At 44.1% G+C, this 23,001-nt stretch carries 23 protein-coding genes; 12 read left to right on the top strand and 11 right to left on the bottom strand.

All coding sequences use genetic code 11. The features are described from left to right. Positions 1–80: 80 nt before the first annotated feature. Positions 81–356, bottom strand: a complete 276-nt coding sequence (locus tag E2626_RS02450) for a DUF2062 domain-containing protein (RefSeq protein WP_134379278.1) — start codon at positions 354–356, stop codon at positions 81–83. A 66-nt stretch (positions 357–422) separates the two neighbouring features. Further along, positions 423–1,265, bottom strand: a complete 843-nt coding sequence (gene pdxK / locus E2626_RS02445; protein WP_134379276.1) for a pyridoxine/pyridoxal/pyridoxamine kinase — start codon at positions 1,263–1,265, stop codon at positions 423–425. Between the two features lie 175 nt (positions 1,266–1,440). Between pdxK and E2626_RS02440 the strand changes: the two genes are divergently transcribed. The 4 genes from E2626_RS02440 (at position 1,441) to E2626_RS02420 (ending at position 4,032) form a co-directional block, all read left to right on the top strand. Beyond that, positions 1,441–2,118 (top strand): DUF4230 domain-containing protein, encoded by a 678-nt coding sequence (locus E2626_RS02440; protein ID WP_134379274.1) that lies wholly within the window; start codon positions 1,441–1,443, stop codon positions 2,116–2,118. 15 nt (positions 2,119–2,133) lie between these two features. Further along, positions 2,134–2,805, top strand: coding sequence for a uracil-DNA glycosylase (locus E2626_RS02435; protein ID WP_134379272.1), 672 nt, complete (start codon positions 2,134–2,136; stop codon positions 2,803–2,805). A gap of 199 nt (positions 2,806–3,004) precedes the next feature. After that, positions 3,005–3,289, top strand: coding sequence for a YwdI family protein (locus tag E2626_RS02425; RefSeq protein ID WP_134379268.1), 285 nt, complete (start codon positions 3,005–3,007; stop codon positions 3,287–3,289). Between the two features lie 371 nt (positions 3,290–3,660). Continuing rightward, positions 3,661–4,032, top strand: a complete 372-nt coding sequence (locus E2626_RS02420; RefSeq protein WP_134379266.1) for a DUF423 domain-containing protein — start codon at positions 3,661–3,663, stop codon at positions 4,030–4,032. A 40-nt stretch (positions 4,033–4,072) separates the two neighbouring features. Here the strand turns inward: E2626_RS02420 and gerQ are convergent, their stop codons facing one another. Beyond that, positions 4,073–4,438: a spore coat protein GerQ gene (gene gerQ / locus E2626_RS02415; RefSeq protein ID WP_166786713.1), complete on the bottom strand. Its 366-nt coding sequence runs from the start codon at positions 4,436–4,438 to the stop codon at positions 4,073–4,075. A 127-nt stretch (positions 4,439–4,565) separates the two neighbouring features. Next, a complete protein-coding gene (gene hemQ, locus E2626_RS02410) occupies positions 4,566–5,315 on the bottom strand; it encodes a hydrogen peroxide-dependent heme synthase (protein ID WP_134379264.1) in 750 nt (249 codons plus the stop codon). A gap of 604 nt (positions 5,316–5,919) precedes the next feature. Here hemQ and pta point away from each other — a divergent pair. Then, positions 5,920–6,891 carry a phosphate acetyltransferase gene (pta, locus tag E2626_RS02405; RefSeq protein ID WP_134379262.1) on the top strand — a complete coding sequence of 324 codons (972 nt, stop codon included), beginning with the start codon at positions 5,920–5,922 and terminating at the stop codon, positions 6,889–6,891. 277 nt (positions 6,892–7,168) lie between these two features. Here pta and E2626_RS02400 read toward each other — a convergent pair whose 3' ends face one another. The 4 genes from E2626_RS02400 to E2626_RS02385 form a co-directional block, all read right to left on the bottom strand. Beyond that, on the bottom strand, positions 7,169–7,882 hold the full coding sequence (locus E2626_RS02400; protein WP_134379260.1) for an ABC transporter ATP-binding protein: 714 nt from the start codon (positions 7,880–7,882) through the stop codon (positions 7,169–7,171). 1 nt (position 7,883) lies between these two features. Then, positions 7,884–9,524, bottom strand: coding sequence for an ABC transporter permease (locus tag E2626_RS02395; RefSeq protein WP_244094222.1), 1,641 nt, complete (start codon positions 9,522–9,524; stop codon positions 7,884–7,886). A 27-nt stretch (positions 9,525–9,551) separates the two neighbouring features. Then, positions 9,552–9,791, bottom strand: a complete 240-nt coding sequence (locus tag E2626_RS17130) for a hypothetical protein (RefSeq protein ID WP_166786712.1) — start codon at positions 9,789–9,791, stop codon at positions 9,552–9,554. Between the two features lie 137 nt (positions 9,792–9,928). After that, entirely contained in the window at positions 9,929–11,017 is a 1,089-nt protein-coding gene (locus E2626_RS02385; RefSeq protein WP_134379256.1) for a Fe(3+) ABC transporter substrate-binding protein, read from the bottom strand. A gap of 169 nt (positions 11,018–11,186) precedes the next feature. Between E2626_RS02385 and lipL the strand changes: the two genes are divergently transcribed. Beyond that, on the top strand, positions 11,187–12,029 hold the full coding sequence (gene lipL / locus E2626_RS02380; protein ID WP_134379254.1) for an octanoyl-[GcvH]:protein N-octanoyltransferase: 843 nt from the start codon (positions 11,187–11,189) through the stop codon (positions 12,027–12,029). A gap of 49 nt (positions 12,030–12,078) precedes the next feature. Here lipL and E2626_RS02375 read toward each other — a convergent pair whose 3' ends face one another. Then, complete coding sequence (locus tag E2626_RS02375; protein WP_134379252.1) at positions 12,079–12,765, bottom strand: RsfA family transcriptional regulator; 687 nt, start codon at positions 12,763–12,765, stop codon at positions 12,079–12,081. A gap of 561 nt (positions 12,766–13,326) precedes the next feature. Between E2626_RS02375 and E2626_RS02370 the strand changes: the two genes are divergently transcribed. From E2626_RS02370 to E2626_RS02350, 5 genes are all read left to right on the top strand, one after another. Next, entirely contained in the window at positions 13,327–14,634 is a 1,308-nt protein-coding gene (locus tag E2626_RS02370) for an HD domain-containing protein (protein WP_134379250.1), read from the top strand. Between the two features lie 15 nt (positions 14,635–14,649). Further along, complete coding sequence (locus E2626_RS02365; protein WP_134379248.1) at positions 14,650–15,153, top strand: YwgA family protein; 504 nt, start codon at positions 14,650–14,652, stop codon at positions 15,151–15,153. A 607-nt stretch (positions 15,154–15,760) separates the two neighbouring features. Next, on the top strand, positions 15,761–16,510 hold the full coding sequence (locus tag E2626_RS02360; RefSeq protein WP_134379246.1) for a DeoR/GlpR family DNA-binding transcription regulator: 750 nt from the start codon (positions 15,761–15,763) through the stop codon (positions 16,508–16,510). After that, positions 16,507–17,424, top strand: coding sequence for a 1-phosphofructokinase (pfkB, locus tag E2626_RS02355; RefSeq protein ID WP_134379244.1), 918 nt, complete (start codon positions 16,507–16,509; stop codon positions 17,422–17,424). Before E2626_RS02360 ends, pfkB begins: the two co-directional genes overlap by 4 nt. After that, the gene (locus E2626_RS02350; protein ID WP_134379242.1) at positions 17,424–19,286 is read left to right on the top strand and encodes a PTS fructose transporter subunit IIABC; all 1,863 of its coding nucleotides are present in this window, start codon (positions 17,424–17,426) and stop codon (positions 19,284–19,286) included. Before pfkB ends, E2626_RS02350 begins: the two co-directional genes overlap by 1 nt. A gap of 195 nt (positions 19,287–19,481) precedes the next feature. Here E2626_RS02350 and E2626_RS02345 read toward each other — a convergent pair whose 3' ends face one another. Continuing rightward, a complete protein-coding gene (locus E2626_RS02345; RefSeq protein WP_134379240.1) occupies positions 19,482–19,667 on the bottom strand; it encodes a 2-hydroxymuconate tautomerase in 186 nt (61 codons plus the stop codon). 138 nt (positions 19,668–19,805) lie between these two features. Between E2626_RS02345 and E2626_RS02340 the strand changes: the two genes are divergently transcribed. After that, positions 19,806–20,321 (top strand): YwhD family protein, encoded by a 516-nt coding sequence (locus E2626_RS02340; RefSeq protein ID WP_134379238.1) that lies wholly within the window; start codon positions 19,806–19,808, stop codon positions 20,319–20,321. 163 nt (positions 20,322–20,484) lie between these two features. On the opposite strand, the gene E2626_RS02335 is transcribed toward E2626_RS02340, so the two are convergent. Further along, positions 20,485–22,536 carry a transglycosylase domain-containing protein gene (locus E2626_RS02335; protein WP_244094221.1) on the bottom strand — a complete coding sequence of 684 codons (2,052 nt, stop codon included), beginning with the start codon at positions 22,534–22,536 and terminating at the stop codon, positions 20,485–20,487. Positions 22,537–23,001 lie beyond the last annotated feature (465 nt).

Raw genomic sequence — 23,001 nt, 5'->3', positions numbered from 1 at the left:
CGCGGAAAGCGAAGGAATGATCCGGCACGGCTTATGAAATTCAACAACCTGATAACAAAAAGCCGCTGAGCGGCTTTTTGTTATTTAGTCGGATCTTTAATTTTTCTTTCGTTATCGTTATCAGGATTGTAACCTGATTGATTCTTATTTTCCGGGGTACGTTCTGTGTGAAGAGGGGCTTCTTCACCTTTACTGATTTGCTGTTTGCGCTGTCCAGTGTAAAAGCCTGCAGCTACAGCAGCAACAATTCCACCGATTAAGCCCGCGACAGCTGCTATGCCGAGAGAACCTGTTATCAGATAAAATCCTCCAAAAACGCCAAGTGCTACAGCGATTGCAACAATAAAATTAATCATTCATTCACCTCATTTAAGGAATCTTATTTCTTTTGTGTATTCCTTAAAAAAGACCAATTAAACTTTTCATTGCGCATTCAGCGTTTCTTTGTGTACAGGAACTTTGCTAAATCGGCCGTGGGCACCGTGCATGACAGGACCGACGTATTCATTTAAACGCCAGCCGTGATGAATCGCAGCTGTAACGAATTCTTTTGCATTAGAGACAGCTTCTTTCAGCTCCAGTCCGTTCGCAAGGTTAGCTGTAATGGCAGCTGCAAATGTACAACCTGCTCCATGGTTGTAGGAAGTATCAGCTTTTTCAGCTTCGAGTAAAGTGAAAGTGTTTCCGTCATAGAATAAATCAACTGCCTGATCATGTTCCAGTTGTTTTCCGCCTTTTACAACAACGGATTTTGCACCCAGTTCCACGATTTTTGCAGCAGCAGCCTTCATATCCTCAATCGTGCGGATCGGACCGACACCGGACAACTGCCATGCTTCAAATAAGTTAGGTGTAACAACCATTGCGCGCGGCAATAAGTGTTCCTGCATTGCACCCACCGTTTCAGGGTGAAGTACTTCATCTTCTCCTTTGCACACCATAACAGGGTCAATGACTACTTTGTCCGTATTGGAACGGTCAATTGCCTGTGCGGCAGTTTCGATGATTTCTACAGAACCCAGCATTCCGGTTTTTAAAGCAGAGACTCCTGTTGACAGCGCTGTGTCGATCTGTGCTTTAAGCGTTTCAATCGGTAATGGATGGACGTTGTGGGACCAGTGATTAGCTGGATCCATCGTGACAACTGTCGTTAATGCTGTCATCCCGTAAGTACCATGTTCCTGAAACGTTTTAAGGTCGGCCTGAATACCGGCACCGCCGCTGGTATCAGAACCTGCTATTGTTAAAGTTTTATTTAAAGACATAGAGAGAACCCTCCAAAGATTATTTTCTTCATCATAGCACGCGTGAAGAATGTTTGAAAACGTCCTGCATTTCCCGGGAAATAACGCTTAATTTTGACAGAGTTTTGTCCTGTAAAAATGATATAAACAGACTGAAATAAGGAACAGGTTTCCAACCATCGACATATTCCGTATAATGAGAAAGGAAATACAAAATCCGGCCAAAGGGCTGTTAAATGGTGATGAAATGAGAAAAGGACTCTTCCTGATCTGGCGCTTAAAAAGCATTCTGATTGGGATTTTATTTTTAGCAATAATCGTCGGTCTCAGTATATTTGGTTACGTTTTTATAGCAGGAGATAATAAAGAAGAGAATTCGGAAACTTTTGTCGAGCAGGTAAGGGATATGAATGCTCTTGCGACCTCTCAGGCTTTTATTAAAACGGTTGTGGAACAGACAGACAACCAGCTTTTCGGACAGGACATTAATGTAAATCTGCCAGGCACCCAGCGTAAGTTGCTGCTGATTGTACCAGGTACTGTGCTTGCGGGAGTTGATCTGGAACAGCTAACAGAAGATGATATTGAAGTAAATGAAGAGGAAAGAACGATTTCCCTGACACTTCCCCGGGCATCTCTGCTGCAGGAACCTTCTTTAAGAATGGATGAAGTAGAAGCATTTTCTGTTGAAGGTATTTTCAGAAGTAATGTAAATTGGGAAGAAGGATTTGAAATTGCCGCTGAAGCTCAGACATTGATGGAACAGGAAGCAATCGAACAAGGTGTTTTGATACAGGCGGAAGAAAATGCAGCACGCGCATTAACAGAGTTCTTCGAATATGCAGGATATGACGCAGAAATCACATTTGAATAACTGGAGTGAGAAGTAATGAGCGTAAATATACAAAATGACTGGCAGGAGCTTCTCGAACCAGTATTTGAGGAACCTCCATATCAACAGCTGAGAGCATTTCTGAAACAGGAGTATGGTTCGGATAAAATTTTCCCGCCAATGGATTATATTTTTGAAGCATTCAAACGGACACCATTTCATAATGTGAAGGCAGTCATTCTTGGCCAGGATCCTTACCACGGCGAAGGTCAGGCGCACGGCTTAAGTTTTTCTGTACAGGAAGGGACCAGGATACCGCCTTCATTGCAAAATATTTTTAAAGAATTAAAAGAAGATGTGCAGGTCAATTCACCAAAGTCCGGTGATTTAACAAAGTGGGCAGATGAGGGGGTACTGTTGCTGAATACCGTATTAACGGTGAAAGAAGGGCAGGCGCATTCTCATCGTGGAAAGGGATGGGAGCGGATTACAGATGAAGCAATCCGGCTATTAGGTGAACGGGAAGAGCCAATTGTCTTCATTTTATGGGGAAAGCCTGCGCAGTCAAAAAGCAGATTGATTAGTGAAGATAAGCACTTGATCATCGCTTCGCCGCATCCAAGTCCGCTAGCTGCGCACAGAGGATTCTTTGGCAGCAGGCCTTTTTCAAAAACGAACGATTTTTTACAGCAGCATGGGATAAAGCCGATCGACTGGTCGCTGGATTGAAGGAGGCGTAAGTTTTGTCTGAATCAAAGCGTATTAACTGTCATGCGTGTAAATACTATTACGTGACCTGGGACCCGAAATTTCCCAAAGGATGTAAAGCGCATGGATTTAAAACAAAACACCTTCCGTCATTAGAAGTGTTCAGGGCATCAGGACATCCATGCTATGCATTTGAACCAAAGCAGGGAAGGAGATCAACATGAATATTTCATATGAACAGCTTTTGCAGAAAATTTCTCAGGAAGCTGATAAAGCTAAAAGTGCAGCCCCAGGCCGGCAGCGGGAACATCTGCGCTCTATTCAAACGTTATGCGAACTCGCTCTCGGGCAGGAAGAATCTTCAGCACCTGTAAGGCAGCAACCTGCACCGGTTCAGCAGACGGTGCAGCCGCAGCAGGTCCAATCATATCAACAGCCACGCCCGCTGCAGGAAAAACCAATCGAAACAGACGGCGGTAATGGCGATTCGCTGTTTGATTTTTAAAAGTCGTTTGGTACTGCGATCAGTTTGATGGAAATGACATCACGTTTAGGTGAATGAGACAAACTGTATGGGAACTGCTACAAGTTAGATGCTGATCGCTACAAGTTGCCTGGTGTATCGCTACATTTTGATCAGAGATTACTACAACCTGGAGCTGAATTGCTACATTTGCTCTCTTTACATGGAGGTAGCTGAGTTAAACTTATAAAATTAAATAACAATTGAATTTATAGTTTATAAAACTGAGCTGATGATTGTAGTGGGGGACGGAGACTCCCGCCCCAGGAGGCTCACCGCCCGGGGCAGGAAAGCGCAGTCCCCTATGGAAACCCTCAGCGGTTATAAGCTCCAAATATGAAAGGAAGTCTCAAATGAAAATACTATTAATCATCGGTGCAATCAACGCATTTTTATCAGTCGCGCTCGGAGCTTTCGGTGCACACGCACTTGAAGGCAGAGTAGAGCCGAAATATCTAGATACCTGGAACACAGCGGTGCAATATCAGATGTTCCACGCAACAGCGATCTTAATCACAGGCGTGTTAATCGGTACACTTCCTGCATCAGGTCTTTTCGGTACTGCAGGATGGCTGTTTCTCGGAGGAATTGTCTTCTTCTCAGGAAGCCTCTATGTATTAAGTTTGACTGGCATCAGCGTACTCGGCGCCATCACACCAATCGGCGGTCTATTATTTTTAGGTGGCTGGGTGTGCCTGATTATTGCAGTTGTAAAAGTATTATAACGCTCAAAGAGAGCCCGGGATTCCGGGCTCTCTTTTCGTTTTACTGGCTCCCACCGTTAAAAGGGTATTCATACGCAATTTCTCCATCAAACGTTGCATAATCCAGATAAATGAGCGGCAATAAATATCTTTTATTAGTATTCGGATCGCTTAAAATCAGGTGATCACGTCCTGCTGCTTCGATAATACCTTTAAAAATTTTAGCATTCCAATCCTTGTTATTCTCAAATGTCATATAGACAGTCGTCGGCTTTCCCCGGTTCAATCTGAAAATATTTTCAATATACGATTCCTCCACTGGCGGACGTGCCGGCTGTTGCGCCTGCTGTTGCTGGCCGTAGTAATATTGATAATTAGGGTAGTACCCGCCGTACTGCCCCGTAGAATAAGATGGATTCATTGTCATTGTAATCCTCCGTTTCTGAAAATAGGCTGGACAGTCTTTTTGCGAACCTGTCAATTACACGCTATGAAATGTGGGACGATTTTATACATGAAAAAACCTCCAGCCAAATTTGACTGGAGGAAGAATGTTATACGTGCAGAAACTTCGGCAAATCCTGATCTTCAAGAAGATTGCCTACATAGAACGCCCCAAATTCACCATAGCGCGCACTTGTTTCATCAAAACGCATTTCGTATACAATTTTTTTAAACTGCAGCACGTCATCAGCGTAAAGTGTAACGCCCCATTCCCAGTCATCAAAACCGACTGAGCCTGAGATAATCTGCTTGATCTTGCCGGCGTACTGACGGCCAATCATGCCATGATCATACATCAGCTTTTTACGGTCTTCCATAGAAAGCATGTACCAGTTGTCATTACCTTCGCGCTTCTTATCCATTGGATAGAAACAGATATGGTTCGATTTTGGAAGTTTCGGATACAGACGTGATTTCACATAAGGATTTTCATATGGATCTTCATCAGATTCCTTCGAACCATAGCTGCCAAGCTCAACAACCGATACGTAAGAATACGTCGGTACAGTGTAATCGGCGATTGTCAGTTTGTTAAACTCGTTCTCAAGCTCATTCAGCTCTTCCATCGTTGGACGCAGAATAAACAATACGAAGTCTGCTTTCTGGCCAACAATTGTATAAAACGAATGACTTCCCTGATCCTGATCCTGAACATCATTCAACTTCTTTAAAAACTGCTGGAATTCATTAATTGCTGATGTGCGCTCATCGTTAGACAGCTGCTTCCACGAAGTCCAGTCCATCTTGCGAAAATCATGCAGGCCATACCAGCCATCCAGCGTAGTTGCCGCTTCACTCATATACAGTCACTCCTAAATGTAATGTCACATAAACTCACTGTTCCCATCTTATCATAAAGGAATGTGTGACAGCTAATGAGGGAGAGGAGGTTTATGAAATTGTTGTACTTTTAGCACCGCTGATTTCCGTTCCGGGCGGGAGGCTTTCCGAACGGTGGACCGTGTTATGGTCCAATCCTTATCGCTCGGCTCCACTAATCATCCCGAAGTCACCCGCCTTTCACTACAATAAGCTGAGTGTTTTTCAAAGAACCTTATTTTCTTGAATTCACAATAATAGCAAAATAGATTTTAATTACTTTTATATTTAAATCTCCATATTGAGATTATTGGAGCGGAAGGGGGTGACTCCAGCAGGAGAAGCGTGACAGCTGAGACCCCACAGGCGCCCCGCGCCGAGGAGGCATGGCGCCATAAAACGGCGCACGCCCTGCGGAAAGCGTCCCCCTGAATCGGAAATAATCGGTTAAACCTCCCAAACATTCTTGAAAATTGTCCGAAAACAAAAACTTTTACAATGAAAACGTTGACATAAAAGCTATTGGTTGAATTCACTTGCAGATGGGGTATGCTTACATGAGAGACCAATTTAGGAGGGTAAATCATGAGCGATTTATTCACAGGATTAAAAGAAAAATTAACTGGCAAAGAGCGCCGTATTGTATTTCCAGAAGGTTCAGACGAACGTATTTTAAGAGCGGCAAGCCGTCTTGCTGCTGAGAATATTTTAACACCTGTATTAGTAGGTAATCCGAATGCCATAGTAGAAAAAGCAAATGAAGCAAATGTCATTTTAGACGGATGTGACATTTTAGACCCGTCATCATATCCGGAATTTGATGCGCTTGTATCTTCATTCGTTGAACGCCGAAAAGGCAAGGCGACAGAAGAAGATGCACGCAACATTCTTTTAGATGAGAATTACTTTGGTACAATGCTTGTATACACGAACCGTGCAGACGGCCTTGTAAGTGGTGCAGCGCATTCAACAGCTGATACTGTACGCCCGGCACTTCAGATCATCAAGACGAAAGAAGGCATTAAGAAAACGTCAGGCGTATTCATCATGGTGCGTGACGATGAAAAGTATGTTTTTGCAGATTGCGCAATTAACATTTCCCCTGACAGCAATGACCTTGCTGAAATCGCGCTTGAAAGTGCCAAGACTGCTGAAATGTTTGATATTGACCCGCGTGTGGCGATGTTAAGCTTTTCAACAAAAGGATCTGCAAAATCACCTGAAACTGAAAAAGTGACGGATGCGATTCAAATTGCTAAAGAAGCAAATCCCAAGCTGACACTTGATGGTGAATTCCAATTTGATGCAGCTTTCGTTCCTTCTGTCGCAAAAAGCAAAGCGCCGGATTCGGAAATCCAGGGTGATGCAAATGTGTTCGTATTCCCAAGTCTTGAAGCTGGGAATATTGGTTATAAAATTGCACAGCGCCTGGGTGGATTCGAAGCGGTTGGACCAATCCTTCAGGGATTGAATGCACCGGTGAATGACCTTTCACGCGGATGTAATGAAGAAGACGTATACAAGCTTGCGTTAATTACGGCAGGCCAGTCACTATAGAAGTTAAAACCCCCGTCCGGGAAGCTTTATACTCGGGCGGGGGATTTTTATTTATAAAAGATTGCAGCCCAGGGGTTTTGCGTTGGATGCACAACATTTGCTTTTGAATGCACGACTTTAGCCGGTGAGTGCACGACACACCCGGGTTGAGTGCACAACCCGGAGCTGCGACGTCGCAACTCGTCAAATCGGATGCGCAACCCGGCAATAATTCCTCAGCCAAAACGATTCCGTCACAATAAAAAAAGCGAAGACCGGGTCTCCGCTGCTCAAATCATTATTTCATTTCAACCAAATGTAACTCAGGCTGCTCTTTCTTTGTTGTGCAGATCGACTCCCAGTCATGTGCAGCACCATCGCGCATTGTAATGATGCGGTCAGCGATTGCCTTTGAGTCTTCGAGGTCGTGTGACACAAAGATGGATGTGATGCCTGTCTTTTTAATGATCTCTCTCAGCTCACTGCGGATTTTAATCTGCAGGCCGGCATCAAGGTTACTGAAGGGCTCATCAAGCAATAGAAGAGAAGGCTTAGGCGCCAGTGCGCGTGCCAGTGCAATACGCTGCTGCTGTCCGCCGCTTAATTCATGCGGATAACGTTTGCCATAGGATGTCATATTCACAAGTTCAAGCACTTCGTCAGCACGCTGCTTTCTTTCGCGACGGCTCAATTTCTTCAGGCCAAATTGTATATTTTCAAGCACTGTCATATGTGGAAACAGGGCATAATCCTGGAAGACCATGCCGATTCCGCGCTTTTCCGGCAGGACGAAGCTGCGGTCATCTGTCATGACTTCACCATCAATGGAGATTTTGCCTTCAGACGGAACTTCAAGGCCGCAAAGGAGACGGAGAACTGTGCTTTTTCCACTCCCGCTGTCACCCTGGATAGAGATGATTTCACCCTGTTCAATTTCTAAATGAAAGTGATTAATTGTATTTGTTTTCGTCTTTCCGTAACAAAAGCATAAATCTTTAATTTCTACGAACACATTAATTCGACTCCTTTTCTAGAACCTGATGGAAAATATAGATCGCAATCCCGCTAATCACAACAATCAATATAGAAGCAAGTGAAGCTTCGTGTATCTGTTCGTCACTTGCGTACTGGTAAGCTTTAGTGGCTAAAGTGTCAAAGTTAAATGGCCGTAAAATCAAGGTTAACGGAAGCTCTTTTAAAATATCAATAAAGACAAGGATAAACCCGCTGATCAGCGGAACTTTTATCATACGAAGATCAACTTTAAAAAATGTCTTTGTCAGATTCAAACCGAGCATTCTTGAAGCTTCAGTATATTTATTGCCGATTTTATCAAACCCGGCTTCAACAGAATTATAACCGATCGCAAGGAACCGGATAATATATGCTGAGATCAGAATAAATAAGCTTGTACTTAAGAAAAGTGATGGCTCCATGCCGACAGCTTCATAAAATGCGAAAAGCCATTTATCAAGATCAATAAAAATTGTACTGATTCCGACAGCAATGACTGCACCCGGAATTGAATATCCGAGAATAGTGACGCGTGCTGCGGATTTTGAAACAAAGCTCTGGTGCATTCTTGCAAAATTCGCAATGATCACTGCAAACACCATGACCAGCGCAGCTCCGGTAAAGGAAACAAACACTGAATTTGTAATGAGTGAAGTGAACTCTGGCGAAGCGATCTTTTCATATGTTAAGAACATCCAGTCGACCATTTGAATAAATGGAATCAGGAATGCCAGCATGAAAATAAGTGAGCAGTAGCTAAATGCAATCCACGCTTTCGAACCAGTCAGCTTGATCGGAGTCAGCGGTCTCGTTTTCGCTGTAGTCGTGCTGTATTTCTTGCGTCCCCGCAGTACTTTTTCAAGTATCAGGATTGCAAATACGATAAACATCAGTGTAGCCGCAAGCTTAATGGCCGAGTTGAGATCGTTCATTCCAAACCATGTCTGGAAAATCGCTGTACTGAATGTCGGGACGCCGAAATATTGAACAAGCCCGTAATCATTTAATACTTCAAGCAGTACTAGGCTCACGCCACCGACAATTGCACCGCGTGATATAGGCAGTACAACTTTGAAATAAATTTCCCACGCATTCCGGCCAAGCAGTCTTGCGTTTTCTACAAGTGACGCTGACTGATGAGCAAGAAATGCACGAGTGATCGTATATACATAAGGAAATAGAAACATTGTAAAAATAAACACTGCACCAGGCAGGTTCAGGATATTAAAATACGACTGATTCACCGTTATATCCCAATTGTTCCTGAGTGCTGTCTGGATCACTCCGGTATAATCCAGGACTCCGTTATACGTATATCCTGCAATGAAGGGAGGGATCGCGAGCGGCAGAATCAATGCCCACTTAAAAAATTTCTTCAGTGGAAAGTCATATGCTGATACAAGCCACGCGAGGCTCGTACCGACTAAGATTGTGAATAATCCGGTAAATAGCATAATCAAACCTGTGTTTTTTAACAGGTCAGGCAGAATGAATTCCTGGATATGTGACCAGTTTTCTGCTTTTTCAGTAAAAAAGTTAATTAAAATCGTTAAGTTCGGAAGCAAAATCAAAATGACGATGATTAAGCTTAATAGTGACCAGATATTCAGATAACCTGGTATTTTTCGAAATACCTTCAAACCGGACACGTCCTTAAAGTCTGCAATTCAATGTACAAACAAAAAGCTTGCAATCGTTCCCTGATAATGATAACAGTTCTCATTTGTTTTGTATAGTTGAAAACGTTTATAAAAACGGATTCCAAGTGTCTCTGACACAAAATATTCAGGATCTTTAATCGCTGCACTGCGCTCCAGGCGGATGCTTTCCGCGCGGCCGGCGGTGAGCCTCCTCAACGCTTTGCGTTTGCGGGGTCTCACCTGTCCGGCTTCTCGCGCTGGAGTCACCGCCTTACGCTCCGTTGCGTTCAGGCTTGTGGAAACAAGAGGTTTTAATAAATATGACGAGTTATTTTTCGGTTCATTTGTTGAAGTGAATAAAAAAACTGTGTCACCTGATAATAGGTGACACAGCTTATACAATCTTATTTCCAGCCGACTTCATTCATAATCTGAAGGGCACGTGCGTTGTTTTCACCAAGTTCAGTCAGGTTAATATCCTGTGCTTCGAACTCGCCCCAGCTTTGAAGAAGCTCTGAAGCTTCAACACTTTCGTTTGCAGGGTACTCATAGTTTGCCTCAGAGAATTCTTTCTGTGCATCTTCAGAAGAAAGGAACTCAATGAACGCCTGAGCGTTTTCAGTATTTTTGCTGCTGGCTGTTACGCCGGCACCACTGATGTTGACGTGTGTACCTGTTGTATCCTGGTTAGGGAATACAATTTCAAGACCTTCAGCTACTTTTACTTCTTCTTCATCTTCGGAATTCAGCATTTGGCCAAGGTAATAAGTGTTCATCACAGCTACGTCACCTTCACCTGCAGCAATTCCTTTTGCCTGGTCACGGTCTCCGCCTTCAGGATCGCGTGCCATGTTGTTTACAATTCCTTCAGACCACTCTTTTGCAGCTTCTTCACCTTCAAGTGAGATCATTGAAGCAACGAGTGACTGGTTGTAAATGTTTTCAGAAGAGCGGATCAGCACTCTGCCTGCCATGTTTTCTTCAGTTAGTGATTCGTAAGTCTGGATTTCTTCAGCATCAACTTTTGCCGGATCATACACGATCACACGTGCACGCTTTGTCAGTCCGTACCACTGGTTATCAGTGTCACGAAGGTTTTCCGGAATGTTTTCATTTAGCGTATCGCTTTCAATTGACTGAAGCAGTTCAAGATCTTTTGCACGGTGCAGGCGTCCTGCGTCAGCTGTCATAAATACGTCAGCTTCTGAAGCCACACCTTCACGCTCAAGGCGTGCAATTAACTCGTCATCTTTACCCTGAATAACATTTACCTCAATACCTGTTTCTTCAGTAAACTGATCGTAAAGCGCCTGGTCAGTTTCATAATGGCGGCCAGTATAAAGGTTAACTTCTCCAGCTGATTCCTCAGTTGCTTCTGAATCGTCTGAAGAACCATTGTCTTCTGTCGTTGTTTCCTCTTCTCCTGAATTTCCGCAAGCAGTTAAGATTGCAAGGATCAGAGCTAAACCGAATAAATACCATGCTTTTCTCATGATGTACACTCCTCTTATGTAGATTTAATTGAAAATGATTTTCATTACTATTCAAATTATAGTGATAATCATTCTCAAGTCAATAGGTTTTTAGAAATAAGTGTGAAAGTTTTAAAATGTGTTCTGTGATATAATTTTCTCAGTTTGACTAAGAGGAGAATCAAAACGCATGAAAGATCAGGGTTTACTACTATTGAAACAGCCCATTTGGCGATTGATTGATCAGTCCAGCATGGGCCCTTCATTCGAAGCGCTGCAGTCATTTGCAATGGATGATACGCTGTGTGCGTCTTCAGGAAGCGGCGGGGCACCTGCAACGGCACGCTCATGGGTTCATCATCAGACCATCGTACTCGGCACACAGGACGCGCGTACACCACATTTAAAAGAAGGACTTAAACTGCTTGAAGAAGAAGGATGGCGCTATATTGTCCGGAATTCAGGCGGTCTTGCAGTCGTGCTCGATGAAGGTGTATTAAATATCTCGCTTGTGTTTTCTGAAAAAGATAAAAGAATTGATATTGATAGCGGGTATGATGCGATGCATGCCCTTGTGATCGAAATGTTTGCTGATTTCGGTAAAAAGATAGAGGCCCGCGAAATCGTTCATTCCTATTGCCCTGGAAGCTATGACTTAAGTATAGAAGGCAGAAAATTTGCCGGAATCTCTCAGCGGCGACTGCGCGGAGGGATTGCTGTGCAGATCTATCTGTGCATGAATGGGAGCGGTGCTGAGAGGGCTGCGCTCGTGAAACGGTTTTATGACCGGGCGATTCAGGGAGAACAAACGAAGTTCAGCTATCCGGATATTCACCCTGAAGATATGGCATCACTGTCTGAACTGTTCGGCACAGAACTGACGATACAAGACGGCATGCTGCGGTTTTTAACTGCGCTTAAATCGATCAGCGGGACAATTACGGCAGGATCATTGAATGGAGAAGAGTTGGATCTTTATGCCGCATATTATGATCGTGTGATTAAGCGGAATGAGAGTGTGCTGTTGAAATGACAGAGAAGCGAAAGCCAGTTTGAACTGACTTTCGCTTCTCTGCATTTTCCTAGTGTTCCGCAACCTTTTCTAGGTTTCCATTCCTGTCCATCTTGAAGGTGTTTGCCTGCTCCTGCTCGTTAAATAGCACAAGCTTTCGCGCGCGGTTCATGATTTGCATGAGAGTATCGTAATCCTCTTTCATGGCAGTCTCCCGTTCTTCTAAAAACAGCACTTTCTTTTCGAGAGCCCTGCATTTTTCCTGCCAGACTTTCACTTCTGAAGAGAGTCTGTCTGATTGCTGCAGGGAGCCGCTGCGATCAAGCTGTTGCAGGTAAGCAATCACTGCATTAAGTGTTAATTCTGATACGCGATGGGCAGGCTGCGCGAAAGCAGGTACCGTTTCAGCGTGTTCCTCCGCGAATTCCTCATTCATGAGAGACGGTTCTTCCACTTCAAACCCTTCAGGGACAGAAAAATCAGGCTGATATAAAACTTTCTTTTTACCGGAATGATCTTTGCCAAGCAGGCGGTTCCTTTGTTTGCGTTGTTTTTTTGCAAGACTTAAAGCGTGTTCAAACTGACTGCGTACGACTGCATTCCATCTGAAACCGCAAGCAGCAGAAGTACGGTCCAGTTTATCCCCGGCCTCTTCAAATGCATTCAGCTGTGTACTTCCTTCCCTCACATGTCGCAGCACAGTGTCTGCGAGCAACAAATCATCTTCCTCCATCCAAGCATCCTGACGATTTTTCATCCTTGTCACTCCAATCTTCGAATCTTTCTGCTACCATTTTCCCCTGAGTGTAAAAGTTTTATACATCACACTCCGAAAAAAGATTCACATAGCACAAGATTGAAACTGCTCTATTACGTCAGGTACAATGACAGGTAGTAAATAATAATTGAATTCAACCATACATAAAAGCCATTCCGCACAAAGCTAACGTCTGTTTTGCTTCCAGTAAAAGGGTATAGAATTGTGAAAGCTTTTTAATCATTTTAGAGGAATCGAATTGATATAACTGTTCCAGCTGGTCCTTGGAGTGGAGGGCGAAGACTCCCGCCCCGGAAAGGGACAGGTGAGACCCCGCAGTGCTAAGCACGAGAATTATTCAGGGCCAGAGGCCACGGGGGCAGGAAAGCGCAGCCCTCCACGGAAAGGACCAGCGGTTACAGAGCATAATTTTAATATAAAAATTTTCCCGTCTCAAAAACTGAGACAACGCCTTTTGAAAAAAGCTTGGAATTTGTCAAGTCGTGAAGTAAAAAAATAAACAGTTATACTAATACATAACGAAAGAGATGAGGGACAGACATGTCATATGCGCTCCAAAAATTGGCTGAGGAAAAAGTATTCAAAGATCCTGTCCACCGGTACATTCATGTCCGCGATCAGGTCGTCTGGGATCTGATCGGAACGCGGGAATTTCAGCGTCTGAGAAGAATCCGGCAGCTGGGTACAACATATTTAACATTTCATGGTGCAGAGCACAGCCGGTTTAATCATTCACTCGGTGTATATGAAATCATTCGCCGGATTGTAGATGATGTATTCGCATCCAGACCTGAATGGGACCACAGTGAGCGTTTATTATGTCTGTGTGCTGCTCTGCTGCATGATTTAGGACATGGTCCGTTTTCACATTCATTTGAAAAAGTGTTTGATCTGGATCATGAGGATTTCACACAAAAGATTATTCTAGGGGAAACAGAGGTCAATCAGATCCTTTCGAAAGTGGCGCCTGAATTTCCTCAAAAAGTAGCAGATGTCATAGCGAAAACGTATGAAAATAAACAGGTGATCAGTCTCATTTCCAGTCAGATCGATGCTGACCGGATGGATTATCTTCAGCGGGATGCATATTTTACAGGGGTCAGCTACGGTCACTTTGATATGGAAAGAATTTTGCGCGTTTTAAGACCTTTAGGAGATCAGGTTGTCATCAAATCGAGTGGGATGCATGCAGTCGAAGATTACATTATGAGCCGCTATCAGATGTACTGGCAGGTGTATTTCCACCCTGTAACGAGAAGTTCGGAAGTGATTCTGACTAAGATTCTTCACCGTGCGAAGGAGTTAAGCAGTCAGGGCTATCAGTTTGCGTATGAACCACGTCATTTCAAGTCGATGTTCACAGGTGATGTCACATTACAGGATTATCTGAATCTCGATGAATCAGTCGTCACGTACTATTTTCAAATGTGGGAAGATGAAAAGGATCCGATTTTAAGAGACCTGTGCGACCGCTTTATGCAGCGCAGACTGTTTAAATATGTGGAATTTGACCCTTCCAAAGAATATAAAAAGCTGAATCAGCTGGAACAATTATTTGAAGAAGCGGATTTGAACCCTGACTATTATCTGGTGGTTGACTCATCCTCAGATCTGCCGTATGATTTCTACCGGCCTGGCGAAGAAGAAGAGCGCGTGCCGATTCACTTACTCATGCCCGGCGGTGAATTAAAAGAGCTTTCCCGTCATTCTGAGATTGTAGATGCGATTTCGGGAAAAAGAAGAACAGACCATAAGCTATATTATCCAAAAGACTATTTGATGGATGATTCCACACATAAAGAAACGAAGCAGAAAATCCTAGAAATACTCGGGGTAACAGCACGCTAAAAGGGGAGAAACACAATGATGAAGGATCACGCCCGGCTGATGCAGGCATTTTCAGCAGTTGATGAAATTGTCGGGAGAAAAAAGCTGCAGAAGATCATTTTTATCGCCAAAAAGCATGAATACGCATTTCAAGAAAAATATCAATTTCACTTTTTCGGGCCGTATTCAGAAGAATTGACGCTCAGAGTAGAAGAGCTTTGTAATATGGGGTTTTTAAAAGAATTTAACGAGAAGAAAAGCGGTTATTATCAATACCGCTACGAAGTAACAAATGAAGGCAGAGACTTTCTGGCATCACAAAACGAAGAGCCCGGATCCGGACTCGCACCATTTTTAACAGAGCTCAACCAGCAGTCCTCAAGGTTTCTTGAACTGGTTTCTACTATTTTATATTTCGATTCGTTTGAACGAGCTGAGTGCATCGAAAAAGTGAAAAAAGTAAAAGAAAAGCAGAACTATACAGAAGAAGAAATTCAGGAAGCTTTGGCGTACATCGCTCATTTGAAGGATTTTTCTTAGAAACCGCTATTGATTTCCGTGTAGGACTGCGCTTTCCTGCCCCAGGGCGGGAATCTCCGTCCTCCACTATGATCAATCGCTGGATAGTATAAAAAACAATCTATTTATAAGGTTGCTTATATAATTTGAACCTCTCCATTATTGGAGGGGTTTTTGTTTTGTACTGAGTTGGATGCGTGTTTCCGGAGATTACCGGCGGTGTCCCGGAGATTATATCGTTTGTTCATGAAATTACAATTGGTGTTCAGCAGATTACCACAGTGTTTCAGGAAATTTTATATGTGGTTCCTGAAATTGTGTAATTTGACTTACCTCTTTCCGATAAATAAATGATTTATTCATTCAAAATACGATTATCACTCAGGTTCATTGTAGCGGAAGGGGGTGACTCCTGTGGCAGGAAGGGACAGGTGAGACCGGCATGGCGGAGCCTGCGGGCTTAGCGCCCGGGCACGGAAAGCGTCCCCCTGAAGCGGAAATGAACCGGTATAGATAGACCAACAATCTTTATGTGAACGTTTTTGAATGTTTTTGAAAGAAAATGATTGATTTATGTAAGCGTTCTCTTTATAATGAAACTACAAACAACTTGAGAAGGAGAATGAAGATGCTGACTGAAGAGCGATATTCCATCATTTTAGCCCGACTGAAAACATTTGAAACAGTTAAAATACAAGAGCTGATTGATGCTACAGGCGCTTCAGAATCAACCATTCGACGCGATCTGACAGAACTTGAAAAAAAGAAATTCATTAAAAGGATTCATGGTGGAGCAAGAAGAATGGAACGAAAAATGGATGAACCCGGCATGGAAGAGAAGTCAGTCAAAAACCTTCATCAAAAGCAGAAAATCGCTCAGGAAGCAGCATCATTGGTTGAGGAAGGGGATTGCATTTTCATTGATGCAGGTTCAACGACAAACCACATGATTCCCTTTCTCCCTGACATCGACATGATCGTTGTGACCAACGGGTTAATGCACGTGGAGGCATTGATGAAAAAAGGCATCCGTACTTATCTGACCGGCGGCGCAGTGAAACCGAAGACGAATGCGCTGATCGGCAGAGGTGCAATTGATTCATTGAACGGCTACCGTTTTGACAAAGCATTTATGGGAACGAACGGTGTGCATTATGAATCTGGTTATACAACACCTGATCCGGAGGAAGCCCAGGTGAAGGCTGCAGCAATCAGCCTGGCAAGAGAGGCTTTTGTGCTGGCAGACTCAGAAAAAATTGGTGACATTGCATTTGCAAGGTTTGGTGACATGGGTGAGGCAGCATTAATTACTGAAAAGATTGAGGAAAATGCTGATCTTTATAAAAACCAGACCATAGTAAAAGAGGTGGAAATATGATTGTAACTGTAACGCTTAATCCTTCTGTGGATTACATCGTGCGTGTTGAAGATTTCAGTACGGGACATTTAAATAGAACGAATCAAACTGCATTTTATGCGGGCGGCAAAGGAATTAATGTTTCCCAGGTGCTGAAAGAACTTGATGTAGTAAGTACGGCAACCGGATTCACAGGCGGGTTCAGCGGGAGATTCATTGAAGAAACGCTATCGGCCAAACAAATTAAAGCGGATTTTATCCAGGTGGAAGACCATTCCAGGATTAACATCAAGCTGAAAACGGATGAAGAAACGGAGATTAATGCGGCTGGTCCGGACATTACATCTGAAAAAGTCAGTGCACTAATCGATCTGATCAGCCAGTATGGCAAAGGCGACACACTTGTTCTTGCGGGCAGTATTCCTTCGAGTGTGGAGAGGGATTTGTACGGGAAACTTGCAGAAACGGCTCACCAAAATGACGTGCAGGTTGTTATTGATTCAGAAAAAGCATTGCTTGAACCGGCACTTACGACACCGCTTACGCTGATCAAGCCGAATCATAAAGAGCTCAGCGGATATGTTGGACACGAAATTGAAACGGTTGAAGATGCAGTGAAACATGGCAGAGACTTTTACGACCAGCATCAGATTAAGTACCTGATGGTTTCAATGGCACAGCATGGAGCGGTTTTGTTTGCGGGCGAAGAAACATATATTGCAACGCCACCTGAAGGCAATCTGCTTAACAGTGTGGGTGCAGGTGATTCATCTGTAGCGGGATTTCTGGCAGGTCTTGAAAAAGGGTTGCCCATTAAAGATACATTTGCATTAAGCATGGCTTGCGGCGCAGCAACCGCATTTTCAGAAGGTCTTGCTATTAAAAAAGACATTGATCACTACTTGCCACTGGTACAAATAAGGGGGTTAAAATGATGAAGATTACAGAATTGCTTACGAAGAGCACGATTAATTTAAATCTGCAGTCGAAAGAAAAGCAGGGTACGATTGATGAAATGGTCACGCTGTTGGACCGCGCTGGAAAGCTGAACGATTCAAAAGCATACCGGGAAGCGATCCAGGCGCGTGAAAATCAGACGACAACTGGTATTGGAGAAGGTGTAGCGATTCCTCACGCGAAAACGAAAGCGGTAAAAGAGCCTGCCATTGCGTTTGGACGATCTGTTGAAGGGCTTGATTACGAATCGCTTGATGGTCAGCCGGCGCACCTTGTATTTATGATTGCAGCAACTGAGGGCGCAAATGACACGCATTTAAAGGCGCTCAGCCGTTTATCTGTTTTACTTTTAAAAGAAGAAGTGAAACAGGGGCTGCTTGAAGCGAAAACTGAAGAGGATGTCATTGCCCTGATTTCAAGCTTTGAAGAAGAGGAAGCTGAAGAAGAGCAGTCAACTGGAGAAGTACAGGGACAAATTTTAGCAGTAACAGCCTGTCCGACAGGAATTGCACATACGTACATGGCGGCGGATGCGCTTAAAAACAAAGCGAAAGAAATGAATGTGCCGATCAAGGTGGAAACAAACGGATCAGACGGTGCGAAAAATGTGCTGACAGCTGAAGAAATCGAAAACGCTGTCGCAATTATCGTAGCAGCTGATACGAATGTTGAGATGGAGCGTTTCAAAGGTAAACGCGTCATTGAAGTGCCTGTAACAGATGGTATTCGTAAAACAGAAACACTGATTAATCGTGCTCTGAAACAGGACGCACCTGTCTATCAGGGAAGCGGCAGTGGTGAAAAGAAAGAAGAAGGTCAGGCAAAAGGACGTTCAGGTGTATACAAGCACTTAATGAACGGGGTTTCGAACATGCTCCCATTCATCGTTGGTGGGGGAATCCTGATTGCACTTTCCTTTATGTTTGAAGATCAGATCACAGGAGAACGTTCGCCGATTGGAGACATTTTAAGTTATATCGGCGGGGATAATGCTTTTGCTTTAATTATTCCGGTTCTTGCAGCGTTTATCGCGATGAGTATTGCAGACCGTCCGGGATTTGCGCCGGGTATGGTCGGCGGTTTAATGGTAGCATCCAGTAACGCAGGTTTCCTTGGCGGGATCATTGCCGGGTTCCTGGCAGGTTACTTAGTCCTTGGTTTGAAACGTGTATTTGCTAATTTGCCACAAGTGTTTAACGGTTTAAAACCGGTTCTGATTTATCCGTTTTTCGGTATATTAATTACAGGTTTGATTATGTATTGGGCAGTTCAGCCTCTTAGTGCGATTAACCAGGGTGTGATTGACTGGTTAGGCGGACTTGGAACAGGTAACCTTGCGCTTCTTGGATTATTGCTTGGCGGTATGATGGCGATTGATATGGGTGGTCCGATTAACAAAGCAGCATATGCATTTGCACTTGCAGTAGCAGCAGACGGGCAGTTCGGTCCACAGGCAGCCGTTATGGCAGGTGGTATGGTACCACCGCTCGGTATGGCGCTGGCTACAACACTTTTCCGTAAAAAGTTTAACGATCAGGAACGTAAAACAGGTGTATCTGCATACTTCCTTGGAGCGTTCTTTATCACAGAAGGTGCAATTCCATTTGCAGCAGCCGATCCGTTGCGCGTCATTCCAGCAGCAGTTGCTGGTTCAGCAGTTGCCGGCGGTTTGACACTATGGTTTGATCTTGCACTGCGCGCACCCCACGGCGGAATCTTCGTCTTCCCGACACTTGAAGGTGCAGCCATCAATATGCTGTTCTACCTGATCGCGATTGTAGCGGGTACAGTTGTGACAGCAATTACGGTTGGATTGTTGAAGAAGCCGGTTGTGGCTTAAAGGGTTCGTAGATTCGGACGTCATGTTCGCAGAAAAATTGATGTGATTCAAAGAATAACATCTGATGTTCGTAGAATAAACCGGGTGGTTCGTAGAAAATTATGCCTGGTTCGTAGAATAGTGAAATTAGACCTATGCGCGACAGCGCCAAAAAACTTCCTGCAGGCATAGCCTGCAGGAAGTTTTTTTGTGTCCTTATTGGTCACTTACTCTCACGCCACCAACTGCATAATCCGTTTTCTTCATTTCTTCGATAATAATCGATACCTTATCAGGTGTTGCGCCAGTAGTTTCTACAACAGCGTCTGTTACCTTTTCAGCAAGTGCTTTCTTCTGATCATCACTGCGTCCTTCGAGCATTTTTACTGTTACGATCGGCATGTTAAAAATCTCCCTTCAGTGTGTATTCATCGTCTTCAATTGTTCTCATATGATACAATTAAATACGAAAACGTACATTTATTGTATATGATTTTTAAGGCTTTTACATAGAAATTAGCTAAAAGGAGTGGACACTTCATGTCAGATAAAAAGAAAAATGTAGGATTTAATATCATCAAAAATGACCCAACTGATGGGCATGGCGGCTTTGGAATCGGCTCATTAAGTCTCGATAATGTGTCGCCTGTGATTGTTGATGTTGAAGAACAGGAAGCCGAAATTGATATTGGTGCAATGCACGCACGTTCTAAGGTGGAAAAACGGATTAAATTTACAAAGAATCGTGAAGATTCAGAGGGCGGTAAAAATTACTGGCTTGTCTGGGTGACCATTGACCGCAAACCTGATGGTCCATATTATGCAGGTGTGACTGCCTGTGAAATGGTTGTGAATGTTGAGAAGCGAAGAGGCTATAAGCTGCTTGCAGATCATGTGAACCTGATGGATAAATCAATGAAGCGAAAAATCATTGTTGATCATATGGATGATTCATCTAAAAAAGTACTTGCAGATTTCCTTAAATCGCATAATGAAGCCTTCTGGCAGTCGTCAGAAACGGAGCTTCACGAAGCGCTTCTGTCAACAGAAAAATGACATTCGTGAACAAATTGTGACGGATTGTAGAAAACTGTCACCGATTATTGCTAGCTGCTGAGAAAGAGAGTAGTATTATTATACAGTTGCATTGATATGTAGCTAGGACACGAAAAGACCCGAGGCCGCACACTTCGGGTCTTTTTGCTTTTTAAAATGTAACTTACTCTAAAAACCACTTTTCAAACCAGTTTTCATCCTCTGAGTGTCCATTGACAGGTTCTCCCGGTGGTGGTGCGGTATTTCCATCACAGTCTTCCAAAGGCGCTGTTGCCTCTAAGAAATAGGCGGTTCTTTTTCCACATGACTCTCCAGCGAGAAGACCTGTATGTGGGTCCATTTGAACTGCTGTGACGCCTGGTGGAGGAACGAAAAATTCCTCAGACCGTTCCGCATGAGCGCGTTCCATAAACCTTAGCCAGATCCATTTGGCAGCCTGTTTATCCTCGGTCAGCGTCAATGTACGTGCGTCGTCATAACCCGTCCATACGCCTGCTGTCAGTGATGGTGAAAAGCCGATCATCCATTGATCAGTGTCTGTTGTACCTGACTTTGCAGCGTACTCCCGCGTTTTTTCATCTAAAAGAGTAATCCCCGTAACAGTAGAATAATCATTGAGCGCAGGGTCAAATGTGCCTGTCAGCATGTGAGTCATAACAAACGCCTGCTGTTCATCAATGATGCGTTTCGATTTCTTTTTCGCTTCGTAAATCACTTCACCATCAGGCGCTTCAATTTTTCTGATCAGAACAGGCTTCACTTTTTTACCGCCATTTGCAAAAACGGAATAAGCGTTAAATAACTCAATTGGAAGAGCTTCTGAAGTGCCGAGTGCTGCTGAAGGAACCTCGTCAACAGGTGTACTGAAACCGAACTCTTTTGCCTGAGCTTTTAATACATTACTTCCTAGAAATTCATGTGCTTTTACGGCGTAAATATTATCTGAAATGGCGATTGCCTGAGCCAGCGTAATCGCGTCATTCGCATATTTCTGGTTAAAATTTTGCGGTGCATATTCACTTCTGCCTTCATCATATACAAAAGTGGTTGGTTCACTTCTCATGGTTGTGGCAGGGGTAAATCCTTTCTCAAGTGCAGCACTATACAGAATCGGTTTCATGGTCGATCCAGGCTGCCTGAACGCCTGAGTCACACGGTTAAAAGGACTTTTCTCGAAGTCACGCCCGCCGGTCATCGCTTTTACTTCACCGCTCTCAGGATCTATCGCTGCAAATGCGACTTCAAGCTCGGTTTCTGCGGGCATATTCTCCTGAACAACCTCGTCTGCGATCTCCTGTAACTCAGTATCCAGCGTGGTATAGATTTTCAGCCCGCCGTATTTTAAATAGTAGGGTTCAAGGTCAATGCTCTCAATTTCTTTCCAGACCGCCTCCTGAAAGTAGGGTGCTGCTCCGAGAAACTCTGAAGGCGGTGAAGCCACGATCTGAAGCTTTTCACCAACTGCATCTTCAGCTTCTTCAGCAGAAATATCACCTTTCTCCACCATCTGTTCAAGTACAAGCTCCTGCCGCTCTTTTGCACTTTCAAAATAATCGATTGGTGAATAGCCTGAAGGAGATTTCGGGATCCCTGCAAGCATTGCTGCCTGGGCAAGCGTTAGATCCTCTGAAGACACCCCGAAATAATACTGGCTGGCAGCTTCAATACCGTACCGTCCATGGCCGTAATAAATCGTATTTAAGTAGCCTTCCAGAATATCTTCTTTTTCATAATTCCACTCTAAACGGATTGTATATAGCGCTTCATTTATCTTCCTCGCCCACGTTTTGTCATGCGTTAAATAGAGATTACGTGCATACTGCTGGGAAATGGTACTCGCACCCTGTACCTTAGCCATTGCTTTAATATCTGCAGCCACAGCACCCGCAATCCTTTTAAAATCAAAACCTTTATGGTCATAAAACTTCCTGTCTTCAACGGCAATAACGGCTTTGACCGCAAGAGGTGAAATGTCATCAAGCGTCTTCCAGTAACGTTTTTCCCCGGAAGAACGTTCACCGATCAGCTGATCCTGCCCGTCAAACAACAATGTAGACTGTGAAACTGCGATAGAAGGGGGACCGGTTGTTTTGGCGTAAAAATACAGCGCCGTAACAGAAGCACCCCATAAAAATACGAATGCGATCATACTGAGCAAAGCAAGCTGCAGAATTCTTACACGCCTTCTCCGCTTCCTTCTTGAAACACGCCCCACCGACTCCGCCTCCTGTTTTTTAACCATAGTATGTGCCGCAAAGGAGTGTTTTAATCAGGGTTGGTCGCAGTGAGTAAGCGTATCGGGAGCGGCGGATGCACTGATTTGTCTGTTGAGTGCACTGATCTGGCTGGCGAGTGCGCGACACACCCGGGTTGAGTGCACAAGAACTCACCGCGAGTGCACAACCGACCGAATCCGATGTCCTATCCGACCACTTTGGCTGCACCGCTCGACCCACTTCATGCCCTTAAGAAACTAAGTCCATGTTTCCGAAGTGCAACAAGTGCTGCTTCGCGTTGCCAAAGCGGCGGATGCACTGATTTGTCTGTTGAGTGCACTGATTCGGCTGGCGAGTGCGCGACACACCCGGATTGAGTGCACAAGATCTCACCGCGAATGCACAATCCACCGAATCCGATGTCCTATCCGACCACTTTGGCTGCACCGCTCGACCCACTTCAT

It is taken from the genome of Jeotgalibacillus salarius (genome assembly GCF_004405125.1).
GTDB classification, from domain to species: domain Bacteria; phylum Bacillota; class Bacilli; order Bacillales; family Jeotgalibacillaceae; genus Jeotgalibacillus; species Jeotgalibacillus salarius.
The sequence above is the reverse complement of the archived record's forward strand: the minus strand, read 5'-3'. Positions and strand labels throughout refer to the sequence as shown.